15 protein-coding genes and 1 pseudogene are annotated in these 17,511 nt (G+C 72.0%); 10 read left to right on the plus strand and 6 right to left on the minus strand.

Annotated features, from left to right (window positions below; all coding sequences use genetic code 11):
- The first annotated feature begins 3 nt into the window (after positions 1-3).
- On the plus strand, positions 4-393 hold the full coding sequence (locus VGH85_20485; GenBank protein ID HEY2176191.1) for a HypC/HybG/HupF family hydrogenase formation chaperone: 390 nt from the start codon (positions 4-6) through the stop codon (positions 391-393).
- Here VGH85_20485 and VGH85_20490 read toward each other — a convergent pair.
- On the minus strand, positions 282-1,760 hold the full coding sequence (locus tag VGH85_20490; protein HEY2176192.1) for an LLM class flavin-dependent oxidoreductase: 1,479 nt from the start codon (positions 1,758-1,760) through the stop codon (positions 282-284). The two genes, VGH85_20485 and VGH85_20490, sit on opposite strands and share 112 nt — an antisense overlap.
- A gap of 114 nt (positions 1,761-1,874) precedes the next feature.
- Between VGH85_20490 and VGH85_20495 the strand changes: the two genes are divergently transcribed.
- The 4 genes from VGH85_20495 (at position 1,875) to VGH85_20510 (ending at position 5,468) form a co-directional block, all read left to right on the plus strand.
- On the plus strand, positions 1,875-2,396 hold the full coding sequence (locus VGH85_20495; GenBank protein ID HEY2176193.1) for a DUF4232 domain-containing protein: 522 nt from the start codon (positions 1,875-1,877) through the stop codon (positions 2,394-2,396).
- A gap of 195 nt (positions 2,397-2,591) precedes the next feature.
- Positions 2,592-3,641: a winged helix DNA-binding domain-containing protein gene (locus VGH85_20500; protein HEY2176194.1), complete on the plus strand. Its 1,050-nt coding sequence runs from the start codon at positions 2,592-2,594 to the stop codon at positions 3,639-3,641.
- Positions 3,642-3,808: 167 nt separating this feature from the next.
- Entirely contained in the window at positions 3,809-4,744 is a 936-nt protein-coding gene (locus VGH85_20505) for a DUF4397 domain-containing protein (protein ID HEY2176195.1), read from the plus strand.
- Between the two features lie 4 nt (positions 4,745-4,748).
- Positions 4,749-5,468, plus strand: a complete 720-nt coding sequence (locus tag VGH85_20510) for a class F sortase (protein HEY2176196.1) — start codon at positions 4,749-4,751, stop codon at positions 5,466-5,468.
- Here the strand turns inward: VGH85_20510 and VGH85_20515 are convergent.
- A complete protein-coding gene (locus VGH85_20515) occupies positions 5,465-6,475 on the minus strand; it encodes a hypothetical protein (protein HEY2176197.1) in 1,011 nt (336 codons plus the stop codon). The two genes, VGH85_20510 and VGH85_20515, sit on opposite strands and share 4 nt — an antisense overlap.
- A 272-nt stretch (positions 6,476-6,747) precedes the next feature.
- Between VGH85_20515 and lon the strand changes: the two genes are divergently transcribed.
- A complete protein-coding gene (gene lon, locus VGH85_20520; GenBank protein ID HEY2176198.1) occupies positions 6,748-9,102 on the plus strand; it encodes an endopeptidase La in 2,355 nt (784 codons plus the stop codon).
- A 13-nt stretch (positions 9,103-9,115) separates the two neighbouring features.
- On the opposite strand, the gene VGH85_20525 is transcribed toward lon, so the two are convergent.
- Positions 9,116-9,541: a helix-turn-helix transcriptional regulator gene (locus VGH85_20525; GenBank protein ID HEY2176199.1), complete on the minus strand. Its 426-nt coding sequence runs from the start codon at positions 9,539-9,541 to the stop codon at positions 9,116-9,118.
- Between the two features lie 94 nt (positions 9,542-9,635).
- Positions 9,636-10,664 (minus strand): L-glyceraldehyde 3-phosphate reductase, encoded by a 1,029-nt coding sequence (mgrA, locus tag VGH85_20530; protein ID HEY2176200.1) that lies wholly within the window; start codon positions 10,662-10,664, stop codon positions 9,636-9,638.
- 46 nt (positions 10,665-10,710) lie between these two features.
- Between mgrA and VGH85_20535 the strand changes: the two genes are divergently transcribed.
- Positions 10,711-11,388, plus strand: coding sequence for an HAD family phosphatase (locus tag VGH85_20535; protein ID HEY2176201.1), 678 nt, complete (start codon positions 10,711-10,713; stop codon positions 11,386-11,388).
- Entirely contained in the window at positions 11,385-12,128 is a 744-nt protein-coding gene (locus VGH85_20540; GenBank protein ID HEY2176202.1) for a 2-C-methyl-D-erythritol 4-phosphate cytidylyltransferase, read from the plus strand. The genes VGH85_20535 and VGH85_20540 overlap by 4 nt, the downstream gene beginning before the upstream one ends.
- A gap of 10 nt (positions 12,129-12,138) precedes the next feature.
- Here the strand turns inward: VGH85_20540 and VGH85_20545 are convergent, their stop codons facing one another.
- Positions 12,139-14,058 (minus strand): S9 family peptidase, encoded by a 1,920-nt coding sequence (locus tag VGH85_20545; protein HEY2176203.1) that lies wholly within the window; start codon positions 14,056-14,058, stop codon positions 12,139-12,141.
- Between the two features lie 374 nt (positions 14,059-14,432).
- Between VGH85_20545 and VGH85_20550 the strand changes: the two genes are divergently transcribed.
- Complete coding sequence (locus VGH85_20550) at positions 14,433-15,650, plus strand: amidohydrolase family protein (GenBank protein HEY2176204.1); 1,218 nt, start codon at positions 14,433-14,435, stop codon at positions 15,648-15,650.
- Between the two features lie 22 nt (positions 15,651-15,672).
- On the opposite strand, the gene VGH85_20555 is transcribed toward VGH85_20550, so the two are convergent.
- On the minus strand, positions 15,673-16,665 hold the full coding sequence (locus VGH85_20555; protein HEY2176205.1) for a TerC family protein: 993 nt from the start codon (positions 16,663-16,665) through the stop codon (positions 15,673-15,675).
- Between the two features lie 198 nt (positions 16,666-16,863).
- Here VGH85_20555 and VGH85_20560 point away from each other — a divergent pair.
- Positions 16,864-17,505, plus strand: a pseudogene (locus tag VGH85_20560) (phosphoribosyltransferase).
- Positions 17,506-17,511: the final 6 nt, after the last annotated feature.

A 17,511-nucleotide genomic window follows, 5' to 3' on the forward strand; every position in this document is an offset into this window, starting at 1 on the left:
CTCATGTGCCTCGGCATCCCCGGAGTCGTCGTGGAGATCTCCGACGACAGCGACATCGCCCAGGTCGAGGTGGCCGGCGTACGCCGCGCGATCAACATCGGCCTGATCCGCGACAGCGCGCTGCAGCCCGGCGAGTGGATCCTCATCCACATGGGCTTCGCACTGTCGAGGATCGACGAGGACGAGGCGATCGACGCACTCGACTTCCTGCAGGAGGTCAGCGACGCCTACACCGGCGAGCTCACCGCCTCCGGCAACCGCAGCCGGGAGTCGCGCCAACCTCAGCCGAACGCGCCGACCACCGATGCGAACCGCCGTACCTCGTCCGGTCCCGCCAGATCGGGCAACGACACGAACACCGTGGCGACGCCGCGATCGGCGAGCACGCGGTAGCGACCCACGTGGTCGGCGGGCGTCCCGGCATGGTGGGTGCGGGCGAATGCCTCCGCACTCGACCGGCCGCGTAGCCGTTCGACGAGCTTCGCGATCTCGTCCCGGTCGGCGCCGACGACCGGGACATCGAGGACGGTGATCGCCACGTCGGCCGGGTCCCGACCGACCTGTGCGCAGTGCTCGCGCAGCACGGCGATCTTGCGGTCGAGCGAGTCGAGGTCGGACGTCAGGTTGCATCCGTCGCCGTACTGCGCGGCGATCTTCAGCGTGCGGCGTTCCCCCCCGCCGCCGACGATGATCGGGATGTCGGACACCGGCCGGGGATAGCAGGTGGTCTCCGGCAGCGAGACGTGCGGGCCGGCGTAGGCCTTGGTGCCCGAGCGCCACAACGCCCGAAGCGTCTCCACCGACGACTCCAGCAGGTCGAGCCGTTCGCCGGCCGGCGGGAAGGGCAACCCGAACCCGTCGTGCTCCCGGGCCCACCAGCCCGCGCCGATACCGCAGAAGGCACGGCCACCACTGAGGGCGTCGAGCGTCGCGACGGTCTTGGCGAGGATCCCCGGCGCGCGGAAGGTCACCGGCGTCACCAGGGTCCCGAGCCGGAGTTCGGTCGGCAGCCCGGCGAGCATTCCCAGGGTGACCCACGGTTCGGGAATCGGCTCCCACGCGCGGCCCACCTGCGGTACCTGGATCAGGTGATCCATCAACGCGATGCCCTCGAAGCCGGATTCGGCTGCCGCGCCGACGATGTCGGTCAGCCAGCGGGCGGGGTCGTCTCCCCATGGAAAGCGGGAGATCTGCAGCACGAACCCCAGCCGGGTCGGGCGGCGCCGCTGCTCGGCCCCGGCCGACGCGGCGCCGGGCGTGTGTGCGGGTTCGATCGACACGCTGTCGACGTCGTGCAGTATGGCGTCCCAGCCCTCGCCGGCCACCTCCTCCACCACCGCGGTCATCCGGCGCAGCTGAGCATCGAGAGTCGGGCTCGGGACCGGCCGCGTCCTGGACCGGTTCCGGCGCCGGCACTCCGCGGGATCGGTGTCGAAGAGGACGACGACCGCCGGCAGCCCGGCGTCCGCGGCACGGGCGAGGTAGCCGCGACGACGGTCCCGGTCTAGCCCGAGCGTGTCGATCACCGTGGTGAGCCGGCGCCGGCAGCGGGCGTCGACGATCCGGTCGAGGACGGCGAAGGTGTCGACCGAGGCGTCGAGGTCGTGCTCGCCGCTGCCGACGACGCCGCGCAGGGCATCGGAGGACACGACTTCCTGCGCACGGTAACGGGATGTGGCCCACGCGGATTTGCCCGCTCCCGACGGTCCGACGAGCACGATCAGCGCGGGATCCGGCACCGTCGTCGTGGTCGCAGGCACCCGGGCAGTGTCCCACCGGTTCGGTTCGTGCCGTGACGTATCTTGCACCCGTCTACCGGCTCTAGATAGTGAGCGCCCCGACCGGGGTGCGGCACAGGGCCCAAGGAGTCACCGATGAAATACGTCACCTGGTCAACCCTCGGCCGGGCCGGGGCAATCGCTGTCCTGGTCGGAGCCGTCGTCGGAGGAATCGTCGTCGCGTCGGCCAGCGAGCCGGCATCGGCGTCGACCACGACGCCTCGGTGCTACAGCCAGAACCTCAAGGCGACGTACCAGAGCACCGAAGGCGCCGCGGGCAACGTCTACGTGAACTTCCGGCTGACGAACACCGGAAGTGCCACCTGCAACCTGCACGGGTACGTCGGCGCGCTGCTGTTCAACGACGCCGGAAGCCCGCTGGCGACGACGGTGACCCACGACGTCCGCTCCGCCCCGACGGTCGTGCTGACTGCCGGCGGTTCGACCCACTTCTACCTGCACTATCCCAACCCTGCGGTCCTCAACTGCACGCCGACCACGAGCCACAACCTCCTGATCACCGCACCCGGCGCCACCAATCCCGACCTGGCGCACGTCAGCGCGGGGATCAGTCCCTGCCACGGCGCGATGACCACCGGGCCGGTCGGGACTCCCTGACCGATCAACCTGCTCATCACCGCGAGTCTGGCGCTTAGGGGGCTGCCAGACTCGCGGTGTGAGCAGCTCTGTCGAACGACCCTGTGCCCTTGCTCCGCCCAGCGAAGCAAGGGCACAGCGGCGCGGATTCCCGTCGGTGCAGCGGCAGCGAGCCGGCCATCTCCCGCATCACCGCGCAGCCTTAACATCGGGCGCGTGACGCAGCCAGCGGGAACGGCGACGATGCAGCAGCGATTCGCCGCCCAATTGCTCTCGGGGCGACGTGCCCGCACGCCCGAGGAGGTCACCGACCGGCTGCTGGCCGTGCAGGCACAGGATCCGCGCGGGATGCGCCTGGCGATCCGGGCGCGGTCCACCGGACTTCGGGCCGCCGATGTCGACGAGGCGCTGAACGCGCGGCGGTCGCTGGTGGTCAGCTGGCTCAACCGCGGGACCCTGCACCTCGTACGCCGCGAGGACTTCTGGTGGCTGCATGAGCTCACCACACCGCAACTGCTCACCAGTTGTTCCCGACGCCTCCGGCAGGAGGGTGTGAGCGCCGAGGCCGCCGAACGCGGCGTCGACGTAATCGCCCGGTCCGTCACCGGAGGGGCGGCGCTGACGCGACAGCAGTTGCGCGAGCGCATCAGTGCAGAGGGCGTGCGTACCGAGGGCCAGGCACTGCCGCACCTGCTGTTCCTCGCCACGCTGCGCGGCCTGATCGTGCGCGGGCCCATGGTCGGCGCCGAGCACGCGTTCGTCTCGGCGAAGGACTGGGTCGGTGCGCCGCCCGCCATCGACCGCGATGCCGCGCTGGCCTGCCTGGGCCGGCGATACCTGGCCGGGCACGGTCCCGCGACAGCGGAGGATCTGGCGCGCTGGGCGGGGCTCCGTCTCGGCGACGCGCGTACGGCGATCGAGTCCGTCGACGGCCTGCTCCGACGAGACGACGGTCTGGTCGATCTGCCCGGCCGGCGCCGTACCGCGTCGACACCCCCGCCGCGACTGCTCGGCGCCTTCGATCCGGTGCTGCTCGGCTGGACGTCGCGGGAGTCGATCGTCGGAGCCCACCACGACCTGGTCACCAGCAATGGCGTGTTCCGGCCGTTCGCCCTGGTGGGCGGGCGGGCGGCCGCGAAGTGGCGGCTGGTCGACGGCCGGGTCGAGGTGACGCAGTTCGACGACCTCGATCCCGACGACTCCGCCGCACTCGCGAAGGACGCCACCGCCGTCACCCGGTTCCTCGCAGTCCGCCCCGGGTCGTGACGTTCAAGCCAAATGAGTGGGCAAGGAGCTGTCACCCAGGGTGATGTAGCGGCGCGATTTCTGTACGCCTCGTAGTCAAATCGCGGTGGGCCGGGCTACCGTCCGGGCATCTTTTCGAGCGGTGTTTCGGGCGGACACCCAACATGGGGGGTCTCACGATGCAACACGTGCTGGCTCGGCTGCGGCCGAGCATGGGGGTCCTGATCACCGGCGGCGCCGTCATCCTCGCGGGCGGGGTGTTCGCCACTCCGGCCGCGGCGGCGCCCCGGCAGGCCCCGGCCCACGCGGGCGCCGACGCCCAGGTCACCGTCGTCCACGGGGTACGCGGCCTGCTGGCCGACGTCTCGGTGGACGGCAAGCCGGTACTCAGCTCGTTCTCGCCCGAGCGGATCACCGACCCGCTGCCCCTTCCGCCCGGCCGGCACACCGTGCAGGTACGCCGGCACGGGGACACCACCGGAGCGCCCATCGTGGCGGGCACGCTGACGGTCCCCGCCGGCGCGCACCTCACGGTGGCGGTGGGACTGAACGAGCACGGCGGCCCGGTCATGACGGCCTACCGGGACGACGACCTCGCCAACCTCCTGCCTGACGGGAAGGGCTCGGCCATCGTCGTCCGCGACGTCGCCGACGCGCCGAAGCTGCGCGTCACCGTCGGGAACGGCGCGTTGGCCCCGGTGGTCTCGCCCGGTCAGGTCAACACCACCGTCGGCGCAGGAACGCACACCGTCGCCGTGAAGTCCGCGTCGACCGGGTTGACGTTGATGCCGCCGGCACAGGTGCCGGTGCAGGCCGGGACCGTGACGGCGCTGTACCTCATCGGCTCCACGGGCGACAACAGCCTCGACTGGCTCGCCCAGACCATTCACCTGAGCAAGTCCGGCGTGCAACGCCACCCGGTGCTGGTAGACACCGGGAACAGCGGACTCGCCGCCGAGGCGCAGCCGGCCCGGGCGGCCGCGACGTCGGGCGGGTCGATCGGCGTCGCCGGCACGATCGGGCTGTCGGCGGCGGTGCTCGTCGGCGTGGGTGGCGCCCTCACCGTGTCCCGCCGGGCCGCTGGCCGCACCCACCGGGACCGCACGCCCGGTGACACCTCCTGACCCGGTGCCTTCAGGCCGGACCGCAGTAAGGCGATGGCGCCGGCCGGCGGCGCTGGCCGTCGCCGCCGTCGTCCTCGCCGTCGGTGGTGGGTTGGTGCTGGTCCACGAGACGGCTGGCCCGGCACAGCCGGCCGCCCGCGGATCCGCTCCAACCAGGTCGCCCACCGCCGTCCGGCACCAGCCGACGCCGCCGTCGCCGACGGCCGCCCGGCGGAGCTCCGGCGGCCTGGGGAGCCACCCGGCCCGGCTCACCGAATTGCAGGCCAGGGCGGCGCGGATACCCGCCCGGCTGGTCGTTCCCGCGCTCGACGTCGACGCGCCCGTCCTCGCGGTCGGCACCGACCGGGCGACGGGTGAGATGCAGGTGCCGCCGAACGTCCGCACCGTGGCGTGGTGGTCCTACGGCGCCCGCCCGGGTGACCCGCACGGAACGACCGTCCTCGCCGCGCACGTGGACTACAACGGTGCCTACGGGCTCTTCTTCCACCTCGCGGAGCTGTCGCCCGGCCACCGGTTCGCCGTCGTGAGCGCCGACGGGTCGCGGCGGACCTACCGCATCGTCTCCAACCGCCGGGTGCCGAAACCCGCGCTGCGCGGGCAGGATCTGTTCCGCACCACCGGCCCGTCCCGGCTCGCGCTGGTCACCTGCGGCGGCGGCTTCGACCGGGCGCGGCGGTCCTACCTGGACAACGTGATCGCGCTCGCCGTACCCGTGGCCGGCTAGACCGCCGCGGTCCGGCGACGGTCGATCGCCACGAGCAGCACGGTCAGCCCGAGCAGCCCCACCGAGACCCCGGCCCCGATGGCGATCGTGGCGGTGTCACTGAGATCGTGCGGCGGCGGTGCGGGCGGGCCGGCGATCCGGATCGCCTCCTCCGCCCGCACGTTCTGGGCACTGACCGCGAGGGTCACCGACGGCACCGCACCGGCGGGGAGGCGGAAGGACACCTCGTATTCGGCCAGTAGCCCGTGGGCGACCCGGTCGACGGCGGCGGCGACCTCGCCCGGCGACTTACCGGTGACGAGGCTGCCGCCCGTACCCCGGGCGACCGCGGCGAGTCCGGCCCCGCACCCGGTGCCCGCCCCGATGACGTCGAGCTGCTGACCGGCGACCGACAGCGCGTTGGCGAGTTGCTGGTCGTCGGAGGCGGGATCATCCCGAGGGCAGGCGGTCAGGACGACGAACTCCCGCCGCGCGGTCGCCGGCCGGGTCAGCGCGACGCTGGTCAGCCCGCCGTCCATCGGCGAGGCCGAAAACCGGGTCGTGCCGGCGATAGCCGCCTCGGCCTCGGCCCGGCCGGTCGGTCGGATGGTCGCCGTCGCGTCGTCGTAGACATGCACCGGCACCCCGGCGGGCAGCGAGTGCACCAGCTCGGCGGCCGCCGCCTGCTCCTCGCTCAGCGCGGCAGCGCTGACGGCACGGTTGAGCACGAGCACGACCTCGAGGTGACCGTCGGCCAGCCGGACCGCGGTCGTCGGCAGCCGCCGGTCGCCGCGACGCGCCGAGAAGGACCCGGCCGGAAGGGAGAGCTCGGAGAGCATGTCCGGTGCGACCGCGATCGCGGTGACACCAGGCAGCCGCGACCGGTCGACCGTGAGCACCCGCAGGTCGCCAGCGCCATCCCCGTGCGGCGCCGCCCACGCCCCGGGCGCGGACAACCACCACACCGTCGCGACGAGCACGGCCAGGGCCGGCCATCGGTGCCCACGAGAACCCGCTGTACGCCGCATGGCGGCCCCCCACTTCCGATCCCGCCCGGGTCGACGCCCGGGCTGTCGACCGGGTACGCGAGCCCACCCTCGTCCGCCGACACGCTGCGTACAAGCTTTTTGCCTTCACCACTACAGAGCGTCATTGGACCGGTACCGCACGGTGTGGCCGGGCGGACGGACAAATCGCCGGTATGCCCAAAGCGAAACCGCGGCCCGCGCGGGAATCGTCGACCGGGGCCACGCCTTAGACACCACACAACATGAATAGGCACGATCTTGAGGGGGCCCTGATGCCCGAAACATACGAACTTCCTGTCCTCCCGCTCACCGACGCCGTGGTTCTCCCGGGGATGGTGCTGCCGGTCGAACTGGACACCGAAACCCGAGCGGCCGTCGACGCGGCCCGCACCGCGGCCGACTCCCGGCTGCTCGTCGTGCCGCGGATCCGCGGCGCCCACGCGCCCGTCGGCGTGCTCGCCGCGATCGAGCAGGTCGGCCGGCTGCCCAGCGGAGAGCCGGCCGCGGTGATCCGCGCGCTCGGCCGGGCCCGCATCGGGTCCGGCGTGACCGGTGCCGGCGCGGCGTTGTGGGTGCAGGCCACCTCGGTCGACGAGACCGAGCCGACCGCCCGGACGAAGGACCTCGCCTCGGCGTACAAGTCGCTGTTGATCTCCATCCTCCAACAGCGCGGCGCCTGGCAGGTCGTGGACAGCGTGCAGCAGATCACCGACGCCGGCCAGCTAGCCGACTCGGCGGGCTACGCGTCCTACCTGGACAGTGACCAGAAGCTGTGGCTGCTGGAGACCGCCGACGTCGACGCCCGGCTGGAGCGGCTCACCGAATGGGGCCGCGACCACCTGGCCGAGCTCGACGTTGCCGAGCGCATCCGCGACGACGTGCGGGACGGCATGGAGAAGTCCCAGCGCGAGTTCCTGCTGCGCCAGCAGCTCGCCGCGATCCGCAAGGAACTCGGCGAAGGCGAGCCGGACGGTGCCGATGACTACCGCGGCAGGGTCGAGAAGGCGGACCTGCCCGAGAAGGTGCGCGAGGCCGCGCTGAGCGAGGTCGGCAAGCTGGAACGCTCCAGCGACCAGAGCCCGGAGACCGGCTGGATCAGGACGTGGCTCGACACGGTGCTCGAACTCCCGTGGGACACCCGCACCACCGACAATGCCGACGTCCGTGCGGCCCGGGCCGTGCTCGACGCGGACCACTCCGGCCTCGAGGACGTCAAGGACCGCATCACCGAATACCTCGCCGTGCGCACCCGGCGGGCCCAGCGCGGCCTGCAGGTGGTCGGTGGGCGCGGCAGCGGTGCGGTACTCGCGCTCGTGGGCCCGCCCGGGGTCGGAAAGACCTCGCTGGGCGAATCGGTCGCGCGCGCGCTCGGCCGCAACTTCGTGCGCGTCAGCCTCGGCGGCGTGCGGGACGAGGCGGAGATCCGGGGGCACCGGCGTACCTACGTCGGCGCACTGCCCGGCCGGATCGTGCGGGCGATCAAGGAAGCCGGGTCGATGAACCCGGTGGTGCTGCTGGACGAGGTGGACAAGCTCGGCGCGGACTTCCGCGGCGACCCGGCGAGCGCGCTGCTCGAGGTGCTCGACCCGGCGCAGAACCACACGTTCCGCGACCACTACCTCGACCTGGACCTCGACCTGTCCGACGTCCTCTTCCTCGCCACCGGCAACGTCGCGGAGACGATCCCGGACGCACTGCTGGACCGGATGGAGGTCGTCCGGCTCGACGGCTACACCGAGGAGGAGAAGGTCGCCATCGCGCGCGACCACCTGCTCCCCCGGCAGCTGTCGCGGGCCGCGCTCGACCCGGACGAGGTGCAGATCGACGACGAGGCCCTTCGGCTCATCGCCGGCGAGCACACCCGTGAGGCCGGCGTGCGTCAGCTGGAACGGGCGATCGCGCAGGTGCTGCGCAAGGTCACCACGAAGCTGATCGCCGACTCGACCACGGCTCCCGTGCACATCGGGCCGGCACAGTTGGTCGACTACCTCGGCCGGCCGCGGTTCACCCCGGAGAGCGCCGAGCGTACGGCGGTGCCGGGAGTGGCGACCGGGTTGGCGGTGACCGGTGCCGGTGGCGACGTGCTCTTCGTCGAGGCGACCGCGATGGACGGCGACCCGCACCTGCGGCTCACCGGCCAGCTCGGCGACGTGATGAAGGAGTCTGCGCAGATCGCCTTGTCCTACCTGTTGGCCCACGGTGCGGCGCTCGGCGTCGACGCCGACGCGTTGCGGCGGACCGTGCACCTGCACGTTCCGGCGGGCGCGGTCCCCAAGGACGGGCCGTCGGCGGGTGTGACGATGGTGACGGCACTCGCGTCGTTGGCCAGCGGTCGACCGGTGCGCGGTGAGGTGGGGATGACCGGCGAGGTCACGCTCGGCGGCCGGGTGCTGCCGATCGGTGGAGTGAAGCAGAAGCTCCTGGCCGCGCACCGCGCCGGCCTGACGACCGTCTTCCTGCCGGCCCGCAACGAGCCGGACCTGGACGACGTGCCCGAGGCGGTCCGCGAGCAGCTCGACATCCGCCTGGTCGGCGACGTCGCGGACCTGCTCGAGGTCGCGCTGGAGCCGGCGGTGCCTGCGGTGCCAGAGGTGCCGGCGACCGCCGGATCCTTCGCGGCGGCCTGACCGCCGCCGACGGTCACGCCTCGGGCGGCGATACCTGCCCGGCGTCGCGCGGCGCCTCATCCGCCGCGCGGCGCGAGGGCGGGCGGGGCAACGGTGTCCGCTGCCGGGTCGCGACCAGCACCGCATAGCGGTAGAGGAAGTAGTCGAGCTCGCTCCGGGTCTGTTCCAGTGCCTGGACCCAGCCGACGAGGTCGGCGAGACCGTCGGCGGTCAGGTCGTAGGTGCGCCGCACCGGGCCGGCCGCCGAGCGGTCCCACCGGGACCGCACGAGCCCATCGTGCTCGAGCGAACGCAGGGCGCGGTAGACGCTGCCGGAGTCCTCGTCGCCGAGGCCGAGCGGAGCCAACCGGTCGACGAGGTCGTAGCCGTGATCGGCATGCTCACGTAACAGCAGGAGCAGGCAGGGCCGGAGGTAGTGCTTCGGCTCCGCACGGCTCATGGCGTCCCCCAGACGCTCCGGCCCTCACTCCCGAAGGCCGGCCGAGTATCTCATCGGGGGACGCCGCCCGGCAATGATCACCGGTGTCGACGAATCAGGCCGAGCGCGAGCGCGACCAGAGGTCGATGCCGGCGTCGACGGCGTGCTGGTCGATCGCCTCGAGTTCCTCGGGGGTGAAGTCGAGGTGGTCGAGCGCGGCGACGTTCTGCTCGAGCTGTGCCACGCTGCTCGCACCGATCAACGCGCTGGTGACCCGGCTGTCACGCAGCGACCACGAGAGGGCCATCTGCGCGAGCGACTGGCCGCGGCTGTTCGCCATCTCGTTGAGCGCGCGCACGTGCGCGAGCGCGGAAGCGGTCAGCAGATCGGGCGACAGCGAGGTGCCCTGCGCCGCCCGGGAGTCCGCCGGAATGTCGCCGCCCAGGTATCGGTCGGTGAGCATGCCCTGCGCAAGCGGCGAGAAGGCGATGCACCCGATCCCCTCCTTGCCGAGGGTGTCGAGCAGGCTCTCCTCGATCCACCGGTTGAGCATCGAGTACGACGGCTGGTGGATCAGCAGCGGCGTCCCCATGCTGCGCAGGATCCTCGCCGCCTCGGCGGTGCGGTCGGCGTTGTAGGACGAAATGCCGACGTACAAGGCCTTTCCCTGCTGCACCGCACTGTGCAACGCGCCCATCGTCTCCTCGAGCGGAGTCTCCGGGTCGAAACGGTGCGAGTAGAAGATGTCGACGTAGTCGACCCCCATCCGCGACAGGCTCTGGTCGAGGCTCGACAGCAGGTACTTGCGTGAGCCCCACTCACCGTACGGGCCCGGCCACATGTCGTAACCGGCCTTGGTCGACAGCAGCATCTCGTCGCGGTACGGCCTGAAGTCCTCGGCAAAGATCCGGCCGAAGTTGGTCTCCGCCGAGCCGTACGGCGGGCCGTAGTTGTTGGCCAGGTCGATGTGCGTGACACCGAGGTCGAACGCGCGGCGCAGGATCGCGCGCTGGGTGTCCAACGGCCGGTTGTGCCCGAAGTTGTGCCAGAGGCCGAGCGACACCGCGGGCAGCTTGACGCCGCTGCGCCCGCTCCGGCGGTAGACCATGGACTCGTACCGCGAAGGATCTGCCTGATAGCTCATGGGACCTGAGTCTGGCACCGATGACCGACCGGCCAGACTGGGGGGCATGACCCGCGTCGAGGCCACCGCACGCGCCGTCGTCTTCGACCTCGACGGCACCCTGGTCGACTCCGAACCGCTGCACGAGCGGGCGGCCCGCGAGACGCTGCTCGACTTCGGCATCGACCCACCAGCGGGCGTCTTCGACGAGTTCATCGGGCAGCGGGTGGACGAGCTCACCGCGCAGCTCGCCGAACGCTACGACGTCCCGGCCGACGAACTGCTGGCCGGGCGGGAGCGCAGGTTCTGGTCGCTGTTGGGCGCCCTGTCCCCGATGCCCGGTGCGGTGCCCTGTTTGGACCGGCTCCGCGCGCAGGGCACGGTGCTCGCCGTGGCGACGTCGGCGACCCGGCCGTACCTGGACGACGTCCTGGACCGCTTCGGCTGGCGCGAGACGTTCGTCGCCGTCGTGTGTGGCGACGACGTCACCGCCGGCAAGCCCGACCCGGAGACCTACCTCCGCGTGGCCGACCGGCTCGGCCGCGCACCCACCGGCTGTCTCGTCGTGGAGGACAGCCCGCGCGGCTGCGCGGCCGGAGTCGCAGCGGGTTCGGACGTCGTCGTCGTCGACCATGCCCGGCGACCGCCCGACGTCTATCCCGGTGCGCGGTGGATAGTGCCGGATCTCGAGGCCGCCGGCGACCTGCTCGCCCGGAAGTCCCGCCGCGCCGGCGCCGGGCGATGACGAGCTCGCACGAGCAGGACGGCCACCTGCCGCGCGTGGCCGCGATCGTGCTGGCCGGCGGGTCCGGGACCCGGTTCGGCGGCGGGGCCAACAAGGTCTATCTCCCGCTCGCGGGCGAGCATCTGATCACCTGGTCGTTGCGGGCGATGGCGGCCCTGCCCGGGCTGGTCCGCCTCGTGCTGGTGATCCGCGACGAGGACCGCGCCATGGCGCGGGCGCTGCTCGACGCCGAGCCGGCACCAGTCGCGGTCGACCTGGTCGACGGCGGCGCGACCCGGCACGAGTCGGAGTACCACGCGCTGCGGACGCTCGCCCCCGCCGTCGCCGCCGGTGCGGTCGAGGTCGTCGTCATCCATGACGGCGCCCGCCCACTGCCGTCTCCGGGCCTCGTGCGTGCCGTGGTCGACACGGCCGCGCGGCAAGGCGGCGCCGTACCCGGGATCCCGGCCGGCGACCTGGTCGAGGTGGCCGACGACGCCACCGTGCGGCGCCGGCTCGGCACCGACCACGTCCGGGTGCAGACACCGCAGGCGTTCGCCGCCGGGCCATTGCTCGCGGCGTACGACGCGGCCGCCGCCGACGGCTTCACCGGCACCGACACCTCGGCGTGCGTGCAGCGCTACTCGCAGGCGTCGGTCCGCTGGGTGCCCGGCGAGGTCGACAACATCAAGGTGACGCTGCCGGCCGACCTCGCGCAGGCGGAGGCCATCATCCGGCGCAGGTCGGACCGCCCGGACTGATCCCGCGACCTCAGTGCAGGTGCCGCGACCACCAGTCGAGGATCGCGTCGAACCGCGCCAGCCGGTGGCTCGGCAGACCCGAGCGGGACAGCTCGTGTCCCTCGCCGGGGAAGAGCAGCAACTCGGTCTCGACACCGCGCAGCTTGAGCGCCACGAAGAGCCGCTGCGCCTGCTCGACCGGACACCGCCAGTCCTGCTCGGAGTGCACGATCAGCAGCGGCGTGTTGATCTGGTCGACGTAGGTGAGCGGGCTCTGCCTGCGCTGCTGCTCGGCATCCGCGCCGTACATCTCGTCGCCGAAGAACCAGCCGATGTCGCTGGAGCCGGTGAAACTGTCGATCGCGTTGACCGCGCGCTCGCTGATGCCGGCCCGGAACCGGTCGGTGTGGCCGACCAGCCAGCTGGTCATGAATCCGCCGTGCGACCCGCCGTGCACTCCGACCCGGTCGGCGTCGAGGCCGGGTTGCTGCAGAGCCCGGTCGAGCAGCGCGAGCAGATCGGCGGCGGAGCGCTCGCCGACGTCGCCGCGGACGGCCCGGCCGTGCACCTCGCCGTAGCCGGAGGAGCCGCGCGGATTGCCCATCACCACGGCGTATCCGGCGCCGGCGTAGACCTGCGCCTCGTCGAGGAGGGTCCATCCGTACTGGCTGAACGGGCCGCCGTGGATCAGCAGCAGCACCGGATGCGGACCGTCGCCGGCGGGTCGGACGAGCCAGCCGTGCACCGGGTATCCATCCGGCGCGGTCGCGGTCAGCTCCTGAGGCGTGAACAGGTCCGCGCCGGCCGTCATCGCCGCGCCGAAGTCGGTGAGCACCCGCTCCTTGCCGTCCTGCAGCGCGACCAGTTCACCGGCGTTGCCGCCGTCGGCGACCGTCGCGACGACCGTGCCGGCGGCGGCGTCGAACGCCGTCACCATGCGCGGTCCGTCGAGCAGGGACGTGACCGGGCCACCGTCGAATGGCACCCGCAGCAACTCGATCGAACCGCGCCGCTCGTTGCCGAAGAGCACGCCGTCGGGTGTGACGACCGTGCGGCCGGTGCCGTCGCCGGAGTTGAACTCCTCGGCGTCGGTGAGCCGTCGCGATTTCCCCGATCCGTCCGACGGTACGGCGAACAGGCCGCGGTTGCGGCCGGCGAAGTCGCGCCCCGTCGGGCCGAGGTCCTCGGCCACGAAGAAGACCGTCTGTCCGTCCGGTGAGTAGGCGGGCTGGCCCGCGTCGAGCGTCGTGTCGGTGATGCGGTGCAGGTCGGAGCCGTCCGGTCGGCAGACGAACACGTCGCTGCGCATATCGAGCTCGGCGTTCTCGTGCCGACGGGAGATGAAGGCCAGTAGCGACCCGTCGGGGCTCCAGGTCACATCGGAGTCGTCGAAATCACCGGCCGTCACCTGGACCGGCTCCGGCTCGTCGGCGAACGGGTCGACCACGAAGACATGGGGCCGGCGGTCGGTGAGGAAGCCGACACCGTCCCGGCGATACTCCAGCGTCGTGATCCGGCGCGGCCGCTCCTTGTCCGGCGTCACCCCCTCCGTGGTGCCGTACCGGCCGTCCTCGGGCACCCGGGCGCAGTAGGCCAGCGCGCCGGAGTCGGGCCGCCACTGTGCGGGGCCGGCGCCGAGGGGGTGGTCGGTGACCTGCCGCGGCTCGCCGCCGTCGGTCGGCATGACGTAGAGCTGCGGCTTGCCGTCCTTGACCTTCCGGACGAACGCGAGAAACCGACCGTCGGGCGAGAAGCGCGGCCCGGCGTCGCTGCGGCCCTGGGTCAGCTGGCGCGGTGGCTCGTCGCCGTCGATGTGAACCAACCAGAGCTGGCTGACGTATTCATCCTCGTCGAGATCTGGTCGGGCGACGGTGACGACGGCGCGGGAGCCGTCGGGCGAGAGCGTCGGCAGGCCGGGGATGCGGAGGAGACCGAGGTCGGCAGGCTTCATGCCGGGGACGCTAGCGCGCCGGCCGGACCCGCGCCGAGCGGGTATTGCCCGGCGGGCCGGGCACGGAATCTCCGCCGACCATGAACCGGATGGTCGCCGTGTGCGAACCATCCGGGGACCGCGGTGTCGTCTTGAGGGGACCGCCCGTTTTCTGTCCGGCCCAGAGCCAGGCGCCTGGGACGGGTGTCCAGGGCGGGACGGCGCCGCGGATCCCCCTACCGGCCGCCGACTATGGTCGCGCCCATGGCCGCTCCGCACTCTCGCGCTCCCTGGACAAAACCCACTACTAGTGGGTTTTGGTCCACGACACGCCGTACCAGCCGTCCAAAACCCACTACTAGTGGGTTTTGTCCACGCGGCGGCGGCGGTCGCGCATGAGCCGGACGCTGTTCACCGGGGGCCGGGTGTTCGACGGGACCGGGGTCGACCCGATGACCGCCGACGTCGTCGTGGACGGCGGCCGCATCGTCGACGTGGGTACGGGGCTCGACGGCGACACGAGCGTCGACCTCGCCGGCGCGACGCTGCTGCCTGGGTTCTTCGACTGCCACGTGCACGTCACGATCAGCACGCTCGACCGGCTCACCATCGCCCACACGCCGTTCTCCTACCAGTTCTACCTCGCCGAACAGAACCTCGGCCGCACGCTCGACGCGGGGATCACCTCGGTCCGCGACGCCGGCGGCGCCGACCTCGGCATCGCGCAGGCTCTGGCCGATGGACTGATCCGCGGCCCGCGGACGCAGATCGCGCTGTCGATGTTGAGCCAGACCGGCGGGCACGGCGACGACATGCTGCCTTCGGGCTGTTCGGTGCCGCTGCTGGCGCCGCATCCGGGTCGGCCGTCGACGATCGTCGACGGGCCCGACGAGATGCGCCGTAAGGTCCGCGAGCTGATCCGGTCCGGCGCGAACGTCTTGAAGGTCGCGACCAGCGGCGGTGTGCTGTCGCCGCGGGACGATCCGCGCCACGGACACTTCCGGGACGAGGAGATCGCCGTACTGGTGGAGGAGGCGACCGCGGCCGGCCTGTTCGTGATGGCCCACGCGCAGGCCGCCGACGGCATCAAGGTCGCCGTACGCAACGGCGTCCGGTCGATCGAGCACGGCATCTACCTCGACGACGAGGGCATCGGGATGATGCTCGAGCACGGCACCTGGCTGGTGCCCACGCTCGCCGCACCGCGTGCGGTGATCGACGCGGTCGACGCCGGCGTCCCGCTCACGCCGGCGGTCGTCGAGAAGGCGCGGATGGTCATCGACCAGCACACCCACGCGGTGCGCCGGGCGGTCGGCGCCGGTGTCAAGGTCGCGATGGGCACCGACTCCGGAGTCGGCCCGCACGGTGACAATCTGCGGGAGATCGCGCTGATGGTCGACTGCGGGATGTCGCCCGCCCAGGCGCTGCGCGCGACGACGCTCAGCGCCGCCGAACTGCTCGGGGTCGACGCCGACCTCGGGTCGGTCGCGCCGGGCAAGCGGGCCGACCTGGTCGTCGTCGACGGCGATCCGTACGACGTCGGCTCGCTGCGGGAGCGGATCCGGTCGGTCTATCAGGACGGGCAGCTCGTCGCCGGACGCGCCGACGGGTAACGGCGTAACGGCGTCGCGGCCCTCAGCCGTCTCCGCCGTGCCCCGTCTGCGAACCCGGCATCGCGCGCACCGCGGACGGGTCCCGCCGGGTCTTCACGATGCTGGCGAGAGTGGTCACCAGCAACACCCCGACGATGACCCCCAACGACACCTCGATGCCGATGTGCGGCGCCCACGACAGGCCGCTGCCGGCCAGCGCCTCGCAGATCAGCTTGACGCCGATGAAGCCGAGGATCACCGACAGGCCGATGGAGAGATAGACGAGCCTGCTCAGCAGACCCCCGATCAGGAAGTAGAGCTGCCGCAGTCCCATCAGGGCGAAGACGTTTGCGGCGAAGACCAGGTACGGAGCCTTGGTGAGGCCGTAGATGGCCGGGATCGAGTCGAGCGCGAACAGCAGGTCGGTGGTGCCGAGCGCGATGATCACGATCAACATCGGCGTGGCGAGCCGCCGGCCGTCGCGGACGGTCGAGAGGTGCACGCCCGCGTAGTCCTCGGTCAAGGGCAGCCGCCGCATCAGCCAGCGCATCACGGCGTTGTCACGCGTCTCCCCGTCGTCGTCCTTGTTCCGCGCGAGCTGCACGGCCGTGTAGACGAGAAACGCGCCGAAGAGGTAGAACACCCACGAGAATGCCGAGATGGCTGCGGCGCCCACCGCGATGAACACTCCGCGCAGTACCAACGCGAGGATGATCCCCACCATCAGCGCCGTCTGCTGCAGAGCTCGCGGCACCCCGAACCGCGCCATCAGGATGACGAAGACGAACAGGTTGTCGACGGAAAGGCTGTACTCGGTGAGCCAGCCGCCGAAGAACTCTTTCCCGTGGGTCGAACCGGCCAGCACCCAGACGCCGATGCCGAACGCGACCGCCAGGCCGACGTACACCGCGATCGCGATCCCGCACTCCCGCAGCGAGGGCTCGTGCGGACGGCGACCGATGACCACCAGGTCGAAGACGAGTACGGCGACCAGAACGCCGACGGTCAGACCCCAGACCCACAGGGGGATGTTCATGCACTCTCCTCCGGTCGGACGTCACACGTCACCTACCGGAGGTCTCTCCCACCTGGATGGCCGGCGGCACCGGGTCGAACTCGACCGTGATGACGATTCCGCCGCGTCGGGATACTCCCCTCCTGCCCACACAGTGTCCCGGATGCCCATCCGCGATGCCAATCGGGCACCGGCCTCGGGCGAGCCGCGATGAGTGCTGAGGTGCAGGTACCGGCCGGGCCGGTCCGGCTGGCGGGTCTGCTGACCCCGCCGGACGACGGCCGGGGGCTCGTCGTGTTCGTCCACGGCAGCGGCAGCGGCCGGCTCAGCCCGCGTAACCAGCTGGTCGCGACCGCGCTCAACCGGGCCGGGCTCGGGACACTGCTCTTCGACCTGCTCACTCCGGCCGAGGAGCGGGACCGGGCCAATGTCTTCGACATCGCGCTGCTCGCCGGGCGGCTCACCGAGGTGACCGCGTGGGTGCGCGGGGAGCGTGGGTGCGCGGGGCGGCCGGTCGGCTACTTCGGGGCGAGTACGGGCGCCGCCGCCGCGCTGTGGGCGGCGGGCGAGCCGGACGCCGACATCGCCGCCGTGGTGTCCCGCGGCGGCCGGCCCGATCTCGCCGCCGACCGGCTGTCGCAGGTGCGGGCGCCGACGCTGCTCGTGGTCGGCGGCGACGACCCACAGGTGCTCGACCTCAACCGCAGCGCGCAGCGGCGGCTCACCGGGGAGAACCGGCTGGCGGTGGTTCCGGGAGCGAGCCATCTGTTCGCCGAGGCGGGGACGCTCGAATCGGTTGCGGACCTCGCAGCCGACTGGTTCACCGGCCACCTCGGGTCACGCGGGCCCGGTCCGCGCTGACCCGGC

It is taken from the genome of Mycobacteriales bacterium (genome assembly GCA_036497565.1).
Classification (GTDB): domain Bacteria; phylum Actinomycetota; class Actinomycetes; order Mycobacteriales; family QHCD01; genus DASXJE01.